This is a genomic window from Mesorhizobium sp. WSM4989 (assembly GCF_029625795.1).
Taxonomy (GTDB): Bacteria; Pseudomonadota; Alphaproteobacteria; order Rhizobiales; family Rhizobiaceae; genus Mesorhizobium.
On the sequence record NZ_JARTVN010000010.1, the window covers coordinates 1 to 14116 of the forward strand.

The 14116-nt window shown below is 58.0% G+C and carries 10 protein-coding genes and 1 pseudogene; 1 reads left to right on the forward strand and 10 read right to left on the reverse strand.

The window, feature by feature from the left end:
* Positions 1 to 735: 735 nt before the first annotated feature.
* Positions 736 to 1959, reverse strand: a pseudogene (locus P9217_RS29945) (IS110 family transposase).
* Positions 1960 to 2660: 701 nt separating this feature from the next.
* Here P9217_RS29945 and P9217_RS29950 point away from each other — a divergent pair.
* Complete coding sequence (locus tag P9217_RS29950) at positions 2661 to 3578, forward strand: LysR family transcriptional regulator (RefSeq protein ID WP_063170390.1); 918 nt, start codon at positions 2661 to 2663, stop codon at positions 3576 to 3578.
* 48 nt (positions 3579 to 3626) lie between these two features.
* Here P9217_RS29950 and P9217_RS29955 read toward each other — a convergent pair whose 3' ends face one another.
* The 9 genes from P9217_RS29955 to P9217_RS29995 all read right to left on the reverse strand — a co-directional run bounded on the left by P9217_RS29955 (position 3627) and on the right by P9217_RS29995 (position 13208).
* Positions 3627 to 4430: a TIM barrel protein gene (locus tag P9217_RS29955; protein WP_063169395.1), complete on the reverse strand. Its 804-nt coding sequence runs from the start codon at positions 4428 to 4430 to the stop codon at positions 3627 to 3629.
* Between the two features lie 164 nt (positions 4431 to 4594).
* Positions 4595 to 5656 (reverse strand): LacI family DNA-binding transcriptional regulator, encoded by a 1062-nt coding sequence (locus P9217_RS29960; protein ID WP_051695606.1) that lies wholly within the window; start codon positions 5654 to 5656, stop codon positions 4595 to 4597.
* 275 nt (positions 5657 to 5931) lie between these two features.
* Positions 5932 to 7215 carry a dicarboxylate/amino acid:cation symporter gene (locus tag P9217_RS29965; protein WP_210326678.1) on the reverse strand — a complete coding sequence of 428 codons (1284 nt, stop codon included), beginning with the start codon at positions 7213 to 7215 and terminating at the stop codon, positions 5932 to 5934.
* A gap of 392 nt (positions 7216 to 7607) precedes the next feature.
* On the reverse strand, positions 7608 to 8369 hold the full coding sequence (locus tag P9217_RS29970) for a sulfotransferase domain-containing protein (protein ID WP_063169397.1): 762 nt from the start codon (positions 8367 to 8369) through the stop codon (positions 7608 to 7610).
* A gap of 283 nt (positions 8370 to 8652) precedes the next feature.
* Positions 8653 to 9441, reverse strand: coding sequence for an ABC transporter permease (locus P9217_RS29975; RefSeq protein ID WP_063169398.1), 789 nt, complete (start codon positions 9439 to 9441; stop codon positions 8653 to 8655).
* Between the two features lie 3 nt (positions 9442 to 9444).
* On the reverse strand, positions 9445 to 10359 hold the full coding sequence (gene nodI, locus P9217_RS29980; protein WP_024505873.1) for a nodulation factor ABC transporter ATP-binding protein NodI: 915 nt from the start codon (positions 10357 to 10359) through the stop codon (positions 9445 to 9447).
* A gap of 261 nt (positions 10360 to 10620) precedes the next feature.
* Positions 10621 to 11946 carry a chitooligosaccharide synthase NodC gene (nodC, locus tag P9217_RS29985; protein ID WP_063169399.1) on the reverse strand — a complete coding sequence of 442 codons (1326 nt, stop codon included), beginning with the start codon at positions 11944 to 11946 and terminating at the stop codon, positions 10621 to 10623.
* Positions 11947 to 11961: 15 nt separating this feature from the next.
* Positions 11962 to 12621, reverse strand: coding sequence for a chitooligosaccharide deacetylase NodB (gene nodB, locus P9217_RS29990; RefSeq protein ID WP_063169400.1), 660 nt, complete (start codon positions 12619 to 12621; stop codon positions 11962 to 11964).
* On the reverse strand, positions 12618 to 13208 hold the full coding sequence (locus P9217_RS29995; protein WP_063169401.1) for a NodA family N-acyltransferase: 591 nt from the start codon (positions 13206 to 13208) through the stop codon (positions 12618 to 12620). The genes nodB and P9217_RS29995 overlap by 4 nt, the downstream gene beginning before the upstream one ends.
* Positions 13209 to 14116 lie beyond the last annotated feature (908 nt).

The following is a 14116-nucleotide window of genomic DNA, read 5'->3' on the forward strand; positions in this document are numbered from 1 at the left end:
TCGACGCACTCCGGACAAGTAACCTCATGGGCGCGGCATGCAGGATTAACCGAGCCCAGCCGGTCATGAGTGCGGCCGGCGCTCGGCTGCTCGATTTATTTGCGCGATAAGCTCGCGACCATGTCCGCGGAGGTATTCAAACTTAACGCTGCGTCCGGGAGCTCTTGCCCTCCAGTTTGCGACGCTCCCCCGCCCATCCAGTGATCGTTTATTTCGTCGGATAGTTTGACCCGGCTCTACCGAATCGCCGCTTCAGGATCATTCTTTCCGATTTCGTCACGCTCGTATTTCTGCCGCGTCCTACACCGATTGGGCGCGAACAAAACTGAGCGCCTTGGAACCCGAACCCGTGCGTCGTGACCGGGAGCATCCGGGGCGAACTCATCCGCTCGGGGGCATCGCATCACCGGACGGCGACAGGCACGGTCGACCGGCATCTCGGCATCGGCTGGGAATTCGTCCATGGTCTGCATTGGCGACGACGCTTCCTGAGGCCACGTAGCCCTTATGCCAAGCTGGGCGCCCGGGTCGAGCGCGTAATGACGACAATTGCTTCGCTGCAGGTCAAACGCTTTCCGGGCCACCTGCAAAGTCTTCACCCGGCCGTACAGCGCCCAAGACCACTGATGTGATCGACAAGAGCCTTTTTGATAAATCTGCGCTATTCTCCTGTCGCGCACGGACGACCGCGTGGCGAAGAGCAGGGTCCGAGATGAGAGCCCTGCCGCGCAGCTTCTATCGTCGCGCCTCGTTTGCGGCATCCGTGCCTACCCTCTTCGGACCTCGTGGGTTCCAACCGGCGACGAGGCGTGCATAGGCGCCCTCGGCCTGCTCCACCCAGCGGCGCTCTTCTTCCCGGTGGCTCTTTATGTTGTAGGCGTGCGCTCCCTTTTGGCCGCGCACAGCCTTGCTCCCGGCCTTGAGTTCCACATCGCGCAAGCTTCTTGGCATGCAGGGAGGGTCGAGCCCACGCGTAACTCTCGCCCTTCTCAACAGATGACAGATCACGACAGAGAGTTTGCGTGCGGTTGCCACGGCCGCGACATGCTGTCCGCGCCGGGCTCGCACGCCGCAGGGAGAAGGCTCGCAACGGTCCGGGAGCACGAGCGGCCGCCCAGGCCGCCTCGACGAGCATGCCGCGCGCATGACCACGGCCCTGCTTGGTGATCCGCCCATGGTAGGCCGGACCTGGCCGGACTGCTGGACGCTTGGGTTCAACCCGAGATAGGTCACGAGCTTCTGCGGATCGTCGAAGCGCGACACGTCGCCGATCGCCGCCCTTCATCGCCAGCGCGACGGTGATGTCGACGCCGGGAATGGTCATCAGCCGCTTCACGCCTTCATCCTCGAGAGCCGAGCGGACAAGATCGCGTTCGATGACCTGGAGGTCTTCGCCCAATCGGTCGAACTCGCGCAGATGCCCATCGATCGCGAGGCGCTCGTCCTGCGGTACGACCTGCTCGATTAACCAGGTCCGACCCTTGGCGCCGCACAGGTCAGCATGCGGGCAGGACGGATCAGGTGGCTATGAAGGATCGACTGGATGACGCTCTTCAATCGAGATCTCTGTCGGACAATCTGATTGCGCCGTGTCACCTGTCGACGCAGAGCCTGCGTCGGCTCGTCCGCAATCCAGACTTCTGGCAAGAAGCCGCTGGCATAGAGCTGCGCAAGAACGTCGGCGTCGATCGTCGTTTTGATCTTGGCATAGGCAACGATAAACACCTGTTTCGGCTTGGCGATCCCCACCTTCTTCACATGCGGCGCAACCACAGCTGCAGCGGACGTCGCGTTGCCGGTGGCCTCGATCACCCCGACATCGTTCGGCGACAGCTTCGCGGCGAACGCCGCCAGCAGATCGCGCCGCATGTCGACGCGGCCGAGTCGCCTGAGCCTGCCCTCCTCCCATGCCACTGCTTCGGCGAAGGCGCGGTGAATATCCAGTCCGATGATAAGCATGCCCGTTCCTCCTTCTTGGCTCGGTCAAAGACGGGAGCTGGCGGGCAACACGACATCTACTGATCCGCGCTCGCAGCGCATCCGGGAAAGTCGCGAGGGGCGGCCATGTAACGAGCTCGGGCTCTCAGCCCACGGTCTATTGACGGCCTGCCTGCACCTTTGTGCTCCCGGTGCCCCACGTCCCGGATGGGCTCACCATAAGGGCGTTCCAAAACAAGAACAGCAGGACGAGAAGGCACCACAGATCACATACCGGATAGCGGCAAGGCCAAGCGCTTCGTTCAGATAGGCTTGCGCCAATGGGCTTAGGCCGAGCCTACAACAGCTCTCAAAAACGCTGCCGGACTGCTGCATTGGCTCGCCGATACAATTGGCACAGGCCTCACGGCAGCTTAGGATCAAACCGCCCATCAGTCGCCTCGGACTGGAAAGGTGCACCCTATTAGGTTCCACGCCTAGCTAGGTCGGGGCCGCCGAAGACGCTGGTTGATAGACCGGCGCCATCGGCCCGGCGTTTCAAACTGCCAATCTCTGACCTGCACAGTACGAACGATTGCTCGCTTCGGCAGATCACGCGGCTCATATGTCGGACCTTAACGTCATCCATCATAAACTTTTTGCGACAAAAGATTGCAAGAATGCTAAATTGTTAAAGTCGTTTGTTTCGGTTAAAGGCATCCATCCCATGGATGGCTGATGACATGCGTTTCAAAGGACTTGATCTAAATCTCCTCGTTGTGCTCGACGCACTCCTGACGGAGCGTAATCTCTCGGCGGCGGCACGCAGGATTAACCTGAGTCAGCCCGCCATGAGTGCGGCCGTCGCCCGACTGCGCGATTATTTCCGCGATGAACTGTTTACGATAAGAGGTCGCGAAAGATTTCTAACCCCGCGTGCGGCAGCATTTGCCCCCGCAGTTCGCGACGCTCTCCAGCACATCCAGTGCTCGATTATTTCTTCGGATCCGTTTGACCCAGCTCGAGCCGATCGCCTCTTCAGGATCATTCTTTCCGATTTCGTCACGCTCGTGTTTTTCGAAAAGCTTGTGGAGCGTATTTCACGGGAAGCCCCCGCCGTCAGCTTCGAACTGCTGCCTGTCGACGATAGCCCCGATGAGCTTCTCCGGCGCGGTGACGTCGATTTTCTAATTCTACCGGATATGTTCACGTCGAGTGTGCATTCAAGCGTTGCGCTGTTTGACGAGAAGCTCGTGTGCGTAGGCTGTCCCACAAACAAGCAGCTGCCACAGCAGCTTACATTCGAGAGATACATGTCGATGAGGCACGTCGCGGTCAGGTTCGGGCGTACGATGAAGCCGTCTATCGAGGAATGGTTTTTGCTTGAGCATGGCCTTAAGAGACGTGTCGAGGTCGCCGTGCAGGGCTTCAGCATGATTCCACCTATGGTGTCCGGCACAGCTCGTATAGCGACCATGCCCTTACGGCTGGTCAGGCATTTCGAAAAAACGTTCCCCCTGCGGGTTATCGAACTTCCGCTGCCATTTCCCACATTCACCGAGACCCTCCAATGGCCGGCCCTCCACAATAGCGATCCGGCAAGCATCTGGATGCGGGAGATAATGATACAGGAGGCATCTCGGATGGCTGCCCCGCTGTGAACCCACGGAAAATTCAGGCGCACCTATAGTCACTACTCCTGTCACCATCTACTTTGACGACAATAGCCCTCGCCGGATAAAGTCGATGCTGGCGGCAAGTGCGCCTGCGAGATCGTCCAGAGAATGGACTTCCTCGACCAGCTCGAATGAGAAAGGTCCCGCGTAGCCGCCATCCAGCAGCGCCTGAATCTGGCTGCCATTGTCGGAACCTGCAAGAAAGCGATCGGGGTAAATCCAGAAGGTCGGGTCGTTTACGCTTGAAATGTGCACCAGGCCGGTAAGCTCGCAGAACAGGCATGTCTCCCCGGCCAGGGTGTGGTGGAACGTGTCGTGCACGAGGCGAAAGACGGACTGGCCATCAACCGCGGCAACGGCCTCGGCCGCTTCCTTCTTTGATCGAAGCGAGCAGGTTCGGAAACCCAGCGGCTCGATGAGACCGATCAGACCCCGCGACTGGAGGATTGGCTTGATCTCGTTTAGAGCGAAACGAAGATTGTCCTGGCGCTCGCTATTGGTGGGCCACGAGCTGCGGTTGGCCGGCACCAACACGAGCGTCTCCGCCCCGCACGCCGTCGCATAATCGGCGAGGTTGCTTGCCTCGGCCTGACGCGTTGGAGTCCAGTCGTTGAACCGCTGCAAGGCGTTGACAGAGATGATCGTGACGCCCGCTTCGGTAGCGGCCAACCGAACGTCCGCAGCCGGAATGCCGCGTGCGACAGGATTGCTGAAATGAGGGTAACGGATTTGGACGTCGGTCAGGCCTTGGTCACGGGCAAGCGCGAAAAGCGCACTGACGTCAAGGCGGGGCGCCGCCATGTGATCGAGTGCAAAGCGGGGCGATACCTGGCGCATTGCTTGACTTTCCTTCCATGAAGCGCGGCTGCCATTTCGGCATCCGGCTTCTTTCAAGACGGAACCACGCCGGTTCACAGATCGGACAGAGACGGCCGAGTCAATCGAGCTTTCCTTTCATCGGTGAAAGGAAAATGGGCGCTCATGATAGAAATCCATCAAGGTCAAATATTTTCCGGAAGATAAATGTCGAACGGCAGAAATGTCTGCCCCGGGCTCTCCGCGACGCCGGCTTTGATGGCCCGCTCCATTGCCATTATCAGCTCCTGGCAAAGTCGGCGCATTGGCGTGCCGACCGCCATCGTCAAGATGTCATCCGCAAGCGCCCCACGTGACTGCGGCGTCATTTCACTCACGATCGCGACGAGATCCTGACCGCTCCCCTCTTCTCGGAGCGCGGAAATTGCCCCCTCTATCCCCCCGCCGGCCATATAGAAGCCGACGAGCTCTGGTTCCCGCTGCATAAGATCCAGCAATTTTTCGTAAGTGAGCTGCCGTTCATCAAGGTTCACGAGCGCATCAAGCACCTCGAATTTTGGCGCGTTCTCACGAAAATACGCACGAAAGGCCGTTTCCCGCGTCGCATGCGCCTGGAAGCGATGGCTTCCGACAAACACCGCCACCTTGCCGGGCCGTTTTGCGGCCTTGGAAAACACCCAAGCGGCAGTCCGTCCGACCTTGCTGTTGTTGAGGCCGATGTAGCCCTCGCGCACGCCATCGGCGAAGTCGGATAGCAGCGAAAATACCGGGATACCTTTCGCCTTGAGCTCCTCGACTGATGCTGTGATTTTCGGGTGATCGGCCGCCACCATGGCGATCGCCTGGCAGCGGCTCCCAAGGTCCTTAAGAAGCGGGAGCAGGTCACGCGGCAAATGTGACTGCGCGAACTCGATGATCGGAAGGCCGTGGAAGGATTTAGCCATACTGACCGACTCTTCGATCTTGCGAGCGAAATCTTGGTAGAAATCGTGGGTAGGTTTTCTCAAGATGAAGCCCAGCTTGTAGTGCGGCAGGTGCTGCTGCAAGCGCTGTTTGATGAGACCGGCAGCATGATAGCCGATCGCGTGCGCGGCCGCATGGACCCGCTGGGCGGTCTCCTCTCGCACCGGAAGGCGGACGTTCAGAACCCGATCGACTGTTGCTACGCTGACTCCGGCTTCGCGGGCGAGATCGGCTATTGTGACGCGCTTTCCCCTAGCGATTCTGATCGGCCGGTCCTCCATCATCCGGTGCGCTCCCGCGACGGCTTGGGGCGGCAAGCTGAAATAGTTCCCCCACCCCGCGGATAGCGCATTCGACGAACAGCGCTCCATGCGCACCCAGATGAGTCTCCGTGAACCGTTCGTTTGCTTAGGGGCTTCATGGTGTTGTATTACTCACTGCGTTAGTACTCTATTTCCAGCGCTCTTTGGAGGCTGGCAATTCGACTGTTGTGTCAAGGCCGCTACTTACACGTCGCGCTGTTGCGATCTTGCTTGCGGGGAGCCAGTTTGATGTAACCCTAACCGCGGAAAGCGGTTTCCATCCGTGACTGGTCCAATTCGCCTTCCCAGCGAGCGACAACGAGCGATGCCACCGCATTACCGACTAAATTCGTCAGCGCGCGGCATTCCGACATGAAGCGGTCCACGCCAAGAATTAGAGCCATTCCGGCAACGGGAACACTCGGCACGACAGAGAGAGTAGCGGCCAATGTGATGAAGCCGGCGCCGGTGACGCCTGCCGCACCCTTCGAGGAAAGCATCGCAATTAGCAGCAGGAGGATCTGATCGGCAATTGACAAATCTGTGTTCGTCGCCTGGGCGATGAAGAGGGCGGCGATCGTCATGTAGATATTGGTACCGTCCAGATTGAATGAGTATCCAGTAGGGATGACGAGACTTACGACCGAACGGGCGGCGCCGGCCTTCTCCATCTTCTCCATTAGCGAGGGCAGCGCGGCCTCCGAGGAGGACGTTGCCAGGACAAGCAGCAGCTCGTCCTTGATGTAGCGGACGAGAGAAAAGATCGAGAAGCCGTTGTAGCGGCAGACCGCGCCGAGAACCCCGAACACGAAGAGGAAGGCGGTAAGATAGAACGTCGCGACCAGTATCGCGAGGTTGGCCACCGAACCGATTCCGTATTTGCCGATCGTAAAGGCCATTGCGCCGAAGGCGCCGATGGGTGCAGCCTTCATCAGAATGCCGACGAGCTTAAAAATGGGGGCGGTAAGCGCCTGGAGAAAGGTAACGACCGGCCTGCTCGTCTCTCCGGTCATCGCCAAAGCAATGCCGAACAGGACCGAGAAGAACAGGACTTGCAGGATGTCGCCTTCCGCGAAGGCACTGGCAATCGTTGACGGGATGATGTTCATCAGGAAGCTGGTCACGGACTGCTCGTGAGCCGTGGCCACATAGCCCTTAACGGCTTGGACATCGAGCGAGGCCGGATCGATGTTGAGGCCGGCGCCAGGTTGAACGATATTCGCGACAATCAGTCCGACAACGAGTGCAAGTGTCGAGAAGGTGAGGAAATAAACCATCGCCTTGGCGGCAACTCGGCCGACCTTCTGCAGATCGCTCATGCCGGCAATGCCGGTCGCAATTGTCAGGAAGATGACAGGTGCGATAATCATCTTGACGACTTTGATGAAGGCATCGCCGAGCGGCTTCAGGCTCTGGCCGGTTTCCGGATAGAGGTAGCCAATTGCGGCTCCCAGGACTATGGCGGCAAGCACCTGCACGTAGGTCCGGGCAAAATGGGGCTTGCGGGGCGCTGCGATCGCGCGGGGGACTCTTGGAACCAACACCGTTTCTCTCTCCCTGACCGGATCGGGGTGGGGGCTCCTCCTTCTCCCATGCTGCGCTCCGGTCGAGCGCTGCTGTCATCTCGGAGCAAGCGCCGTGCCAACTGGAGGCCTGTCCCGTCCAGCGAGATTGGTGCGGGTTGCGCACTGGAACCCTCCACCTTTGCCGGAATTTGCACTCAAGGCTCGCCAAAGATCGCGTCTGAAGAAGTGCTTCGCCAGAGAGGGAATTGACCAGGTCGCCTTGCGGCCGTGTCTTTGATGTCTGCCGCAGATCGACTGCCGGCCGATATCTCTGTCGTCTTGGTGACTTTGGTTTGTCAGTTTTGCGACGGAATGCGCGCAAACTGCAGGATATCCTACACGCCCATCAGAGCACGCGGTACAAGCGATTAAGCGTAGGAGCGCATTGAATCTCCGAGGTCAAAAAATCTTGAATAAGGTCCCCGTGCGAAGTGAATCCGCAACTCGTCAAAGTTCTCCACCGTTTGATCCAGCGGTCGCGTTTCCTGGCGCTGCAGGATGGCGTTATCTGATGGCTCAAGCGCTGGAACGCCCAGGAAATCCCAAACCGCTCCCAGGCATTGGGCAGGTTCGTGAAGTAGGCTCTCGTATTCCATTACAAGCAGGTTGGTCGACGTGAAGGAGTCCATAACGCGAGCGTGAAAATCGTCGGCGGCTTTGAAATAAGCCTCACAGTCGGCGATTGACAACCTGACGCTCGGTGGCCGAGCGGTATCGTTGTCCCAGCTGAACTTCAGCCAGTGACCGCTTTCCCTGGCCTGCACAAAGGATCGGAGCGATTCCAATACGTTTCGGCGAACAACAAGGATGACCTTGAGTGCTGGCCAACGAGCCAGTTCCGCAAAGAATGCGGGACGCTCGCGAAACTGAGGTTCATTGATCTTGCATCCAAGATGCGTCACATTCTTGTAGTCGCGCATAGGGCAGCGCACATAGGCAAGCTCAAGAAGCTCGCGATCCGTGCCTAGCAGGCGATCAGTGCTGGGCCAATTGGGATCATATTCGTTTAGCAACTCACCGTTACTCAAAACGGTCGGATGCTCGTTTAGCAATTCTTCTAAATAGTGTGTTCCGGTCCTTGGCATAGCAAGGATCACAAAAGGCTCAAGAGTTGCTTCGTTGTGGGTCATTGCATGTGTATCCAACTAAATAATGGCCGCGACGGTCTGTGGACGCGCACAAGAAGCTTGGCTGCTATCGATTGAACGCTCCGGGTGGGTCCGCGCCTCACCATCCAGCCTGTTCTTCGAGGTGTGGTCGCGAAGCTGGGCGGGTGCCTGCAGCGGCTGGGTGGCGCCCGGCTTCGGCGTTGTACCACTCGCGATTCCTAGCATACGCATGCCTCCGGGCCGCTGTGGGCAGTTTGCATCCGGCATTGCGGACCTCCTTCTGGTTAATGGGTGTAAGCAAGCGTCAACGCATTAGTCGTCGATGAAACAGTCCAGCCGACAGAAAAAAAGGCAATACAGCGAACATGCAAAGTGCGCCTATATGCAGCCCTACATTGTCGCCCAGGCGGCCGAGCATCACCGGACGGATTAGCTCGATAGAATTCGCCAGGGGCGAGAAGGCCGCAATCTGCTGAAACACTCCTGGCAATTGGCCGACTGGAAAAACCGCGCCCGAAAGGAACAGCATGGGTGTGATGACAAGCGTCTGATAGAAAATAAAATAGTGATAACTGGGCGCGAGCGCGATGACGAGCATGGCCAGGCTCGCAAAGGCGAATCCGGTGAGAGCGACGACCGGTAGCACGTAGAGAACCGACGTCCACGCGGCATAACCTAGCGCGGCCGCAACAATCGCAATTGTCGTACCGGCCAGAAAAGCCTTTGTGGCTGCCCAGGTCAATTCACCGAGAACGATGTCGCCGAGGGTAAGTTGTGTGTGCAGGATTGCTTCCCAAGTGCCCTGATCGCGCATTCGACCGAAAACCGCGTAAATTGTTTCGAAGGTTGATGCTGTCATCGCGCTCGTCGCAACCATGCCGGCTGCCAGAAAGGCGATGTAGGATGCACCTTCGATGCGGCCTACCAACAGTCCAAGGCCAGTGCCGAGCCCGAAAAGGTAAATCATCGGATCAGCAAGGGTGCCGAGCATTGAAGCAAATGCCACCTTCTTCCATGCCAGATGATTGCGGCGCCACACCGCCATCCAGTTCCAGGCGTTGGCGGGTAGAGCGGCCGCAAAACGTTCACCCATTGCTCACTTCTCCATCTCACGTCCGGTTAACCGCAAGAAAACGTCCTCCAGACTGGGTGGACGCTCTAGAATACGCAGACCCGCTCGACCGCGAAGCTGGATGCGCACATCCTCCGGCTCAGGCGCATAGCAAAAGAGCGTCTCGCCGCTTACCTCGACACGCTGAACGTACGGTCTGATCAGCGAAATCAGCTCCTGTGGATTACCGCCGAAGATCTCGATCACGTTGCACCCAATGTACTCGTCGATCAGCGCATGAGGACTGCCCTCGGCGATCTTGCGTCCCCGCTCGAGAACACACAGCCGATCACAAAGCCGCTCAGCCTCTTCCATGAAATGGGTGGTCAAAATGATCGTTTTTCCGCTCGCCAGCAGGAAACGAAGTCGCTCCCAGATCAGATGGCGGGCATGCGGGTCGAGGCCGGTCGTGGGCTCATCCATCACAAGCAACTGGGGGTCGTTGATCAGAGCACGTGCCAGCGTCAGGCGCCGCTTCATCCCGCCGGATAGCAGGCCGACACGTGAATCCGCCTTGCTCTCAAGGCGAGCGAACTCGAGCAGCCGTGGGATGACGGCGTTGATCTCTCTTGTACTCATGCCGAAGTAGCGCCCGAACACCAACAGGTTCTCACGTACCGTAAATTCCAGGTCGAGATTGTCGAACTGCGGGACCACGCCTATGCCCTTGCGGGCCAAGCGGCTGCGTGCCGGCACTGGTAGACCGAGGACTGTTATATCACCCGCGTCAGGCCGGGTCATACCGAGGAGCATACGCGCAATCGTGCTCTTGCCTGCGCCGTTAGGCCCCAGCAGACCGAAGCACTCTCCCGATGCAACGGTGAAGGACAGCCCGTCCACAACGAGCTTGTTTCCGAATAATTTGGTTACGCCGGTAAGGTCGATTGCTACATTGGACATGCGTCTATCTCAAGCGGAATGAGTCCGATTGGCCACCGGCAGCTTACTTGCGAATTCTGGTTCAGAGCAGGCCACCGCCTTGAGATGACACCTTTGGAAAGTCGCGGCCGGAGCGACGTGTGTATCGCTTCCGCCAAAGAATAACGTCAAGATGCCACGTGTCGCTTCCACATAGTCCCCGTTCTGACCATAGGTAACTCGACAAGCTTCACCCCGTGTCGACTGACACAACTTACTCGGTCACTCGGCGCTGCAAGGCCGTCAGACTTCACTAGCTGTGAGCGAAAGATCTGCAGTATGAAGTGACTCCGCAATTCCAGAATTGCCCGCAGCATTTGCTCCGCCAAGCGGCATCGCGCTTGTGATTTCCTTTGTGCTGCTGTTGGGCAGGGGAACACTTTTACGCGACAGCCAATCGCTATTGCTCAATGTACACAGGGCGTAAGCCTTCAAGGGGATCAACAGGAATATCCTGATTAACGCGTGCATTGAATAGCCGATGAATCGAAGCTGCCGAGTGCGGAAAGATAACACCGTAGATCTGATTATGGTCATCGTGACAATAGCCAGCACCGTCCACCAATTTACTGTATGTGAAAATAGTAACTCACCGAGCGCCGTTACTACCGCGATGCCGAGCAACAATGGGCCGAGATTCTCTCCCATCACATCCAAAGTTAGATAGCGATCCAGGCCACGCAGTAGACCTCGCGCAAGCATCGTGTCCCGGAAAGTGCTTCGTGCCCAGCGGAGTTGTTGGCGCAAATAAGGTCCCATCTTGTCCGGAACGACTGTCGCCGCGACGGCACCTGGAACGTACTCGGTTCGAAAGCCTGCTTTCAGCATGAGGATCGTAAGATGACGGTCTTCACCGAAGTCGCTTGGTTTCCCCCTGAACAGCTGCGTCTCGTATTGATCCAGCAGAGAAAGGAGACAAGACCGGCGGTACATTGCACATGGGCCGCAGCAGCACATGACCGCACCAAAGCGACCTTGCGCCGCGCGCTCCTCATTGCAAGCCAGCCAGTATTCCATATCGATCAATCGGGTCAACCAAGTGTCGCTGCGGTTGTATGCCGTCAGCTGGCCCATGGCCGCTCCGACCATGGAATCCCGCATTTTTACTGCAAGCTTCGTGATGACGTCGGACGCAAGTGTCGTGTCAGAGTCGACGCTGAGCACGAAATCTCCAGATGAGCGGCGGATGGCGGCGATCTGCGCCTTGCGTTTGCCAACATTTTCGCGGAGCAGAATGAAATTGAATCTCGGGTCGCCCTCGTAGGCGTGATGTACCGGGATGACGGCATTACGATTTCCAGAACCGTCGTCAACCAGATAGACCTGAAATGTTCCGGAGTAATCTTGATTTGCAATGGAAGCTAAACACGCCGCGAGTGTGCGCGGGTCCTCATTGTAGCAGGGGATAATGACATCCACGCTCGGCCAACGGTCGGATCCGAACAAGCTTTCCGACGGCGGCGTAACATTTTCCGGTTGGGAGTAGACCGCTTGCATGCCTCTGTAAACAGTCGAGAGCACCGCATAAGACGAAACGGCAACAGTACTGGCTGTGGTGAGAAGGTCCATAGGATCTCTGTTTGTTCAGGGATGTTGAGGAAGTGATCGGATTACAAATCCGCGGCCGTGCAATTCTGGAATTAGGCGTGACAACGCTGTCACCGTCTGGTCGCGCAGACTGGCTTGATTGCCTGGTTGCAATTCGTCGGGAGCGCACCCGTCGTGCAACAGCACGATTGCGCCCGGCCGGATATCGGCGAGCACTCTGTCGACGATGGCGTCAACGCCGGGGCGAGACCAGTCGCGTGGATCAATGGACCAATGGACGGGCGCCAATGCCTCACCCGCTAATGCAGCGATTACTTCTTCGGTCCAGATGCCATAGGGTGCACGAAAGTACCGAACCATGGCCTGCGGGCAAGCCATCCCTATGACTCTGTTTGCCTCAACTATCTGGCAGTCGACTTCGACGGACCCGCATTTAGCTAGGTCCGGATGAGTCATCGTGTGGTTGGCTATACCGTGGCCGTCTGTAATAATTCGGCGAACGAGTTCCGGCTCGTCGGCCGCGTAGGCCCCAACAACGAAGAAGGTCGCCGGCACCTGATGTTGCGCCAGCACATTGAGTATCTGCGGTGTGAAAAATGAATTGGGACCGTCGTCAAACGTCAGATAGACGCTGCGCTCTGCAATGCGATCGGCATTGTCACTCTGCCCTTCGCATATGTAGTCCAGAGGCTTCATAGTTCCGGACCGTTCCGGTCGATCAGGGTACCAGACGGCCACTCGTCCATCGAGCGTCCGATCGGCGAAACCAACACGAGTACGTCTTCCAGGCGCGTGGGCGGCAGGTCGGGATGCACATCTGGACGGGTCGACCGTACGCGAACGCCCGACACAATGTTCGCGAGGCCGGCTCTGCAGAATCTTTCGACATGGTTTCGCAGCGCGTGCCGAACCGTGCCGAAAGCGAATGGAACACCCAACTGATGGAGCACTGGGTACGCCACGCGCATCGAAAAACCGATTCCGAGCCCTTCAAGATCCGGACGAACCGCGTACAGGCCCAATTCAGCGACGATCAAGTCGACCTCGCCAACTTTGATGAAGCGCCGCAGCATGCCGATGTGAGCCGCTACCCCATGCGCGTCGTAGCCGATTGCGCGGAATTCCGGCCTCGCGCCGGCCCAACTGCGGCCGCCTTCGAATGGCTCCGCGTTGAAGGCGCCAGTCCGTCCATAGGTCTTTCGAAAAAAGTCGGAGAGTTCGACATGGTCGGCCAGTTGCAGCTCATTTTCCCAGCACAACTTCCACTCGACATTCGGACGCATGGAAGACCTCACCTTGTAGCTGTCTGGTTGAGATAAATGTCCAAGCATTGATTAAATAATTGGCGTCGCGCCAACGGGGCGTAACTTGTGGGGACCGCCGAAAGACCAAGCCGCAATGCAGATGCGACTGACTTTGTACGCCCCGCACACCAGATGATGCTCCTCAGATCCAACGCAACCATCGGAACTACCTATCTTTCCAACTTGAAGCGCTTCTATGGGACCTGCAGCAAAAACGGTAAAATCCTTTGTTTAGATGAAAGGTATCCACGCTTTGGATAACTGGGCGAATGCGTTCCATATGGCTGGTCAATTATCGTCGTCACGCTCGAGGCACTTCTGACGAAGCGCAAAGCTCACGCCCGCGGCACGCGCGGCCGTTGCCGGGCCGCGCGATTATCTCCGTAAGAGCCGAGTGGAGCTCAGACACGACGATTGATCAGAATCTGATTCGCGGGTTCAGTATCTCTTTCGTGTATCCAGCTCTGGGCTGTCCTTTGGCGGGAGTTAGGTTCGCCCAGGTTCTGAGCCTGGGGCGTTGGCCCGTTCGCCGCGCAGGCTCCTTCGCACATCGTCGAGGCCGAGAAAGAGGGGCCACACAGCTCCCCCTGTACTTTCCACCACCCGACACCAGCGCTCACCCAGGGCGCCGGCCTTGCTCACCTCAACGGATAGCGCACTCGCGCCGCTTCACGATTAAAAGAATTCTACAAGCAAGATGCCTGTTTGATCGAGAGACGTCCGCTGCCAATTCCCGCATCGCAGAGGCAGCCAATAGCGCTCGCTTTACATAGTGGTCCGGCAAGCAGCTAGATACGACAGGTGACCTCAAATGAGGCGTCTTGCATGGCTTCTACACCTGCCTGAATGCCAGAACTGCGTTCGTACCGCCCATGGCGAAGGCGTTG

Bases quoted from the DNA above. Each gene is read 5' to 3' on its own strand.
- P9217_RS29950 (WP_063170390.1), top strand. From the start codon at position 2,661: ATGCGTTTCAAAGGACTTGATCTAAATCTCCTCGTTGTGCTCGACGCA.
- P9217_RS29955 (WP_063169395.1), bottom strand. From the start codon at position 4,430: ATGCGCCAGGTATCGCCCCGCTTTGCACTCGATCACATGGCGGCGCCC.
- P9217_RS29960 (WP_051695606.1), bottom strand. From the start codon at position 5,656: ATGATGGAGGACCGGCCGATCAGAATCGCTAGGGGAAAGCGCGTCACA.
- P9217_RS29970 (WP_063169397.1), bottom strand. From the start codon at position 8,369: ATGACCCACAACGAAGCAACTCTTGAGCCTTTTGTGATCCTTGCTATG.
- P9217_RS29975 (WP_063169398.1), bottom strand. From the start codon at position 9,441: ATGGGTGAACGTTTTGCGGCCGCTCTACCCGCCAACGCCTGGAACTGG.
- nodI (WP_024505873.1), bottom strand. From the start codon at position 10,359: ATGTCCAATGTAGCAATCGACCTTACCGGCGTAACCAAATTATTCGGA.
- nodC (WP_063169399.1), bottom strand. From the start codon at position 11,946: ATGGACCTTCTCACCACAGCCAGTACTGTTGCCGTTTCGTCTTATGCG.
- nodB (WP_063169400.1), bottom strand. From the start codon at position 12,621: ATGAAGCCTCTGGACTACATATGCGAAGGGCAGAGTGACAATGCCGAT.
- P9217_RS29995 (WP_063169401.1), bottom strand. From the start codon at position 13,208: ATGCGTCCGAATGTCGAGTGGAAGTTGTGCTGGGAAAATGAGCTGCAA.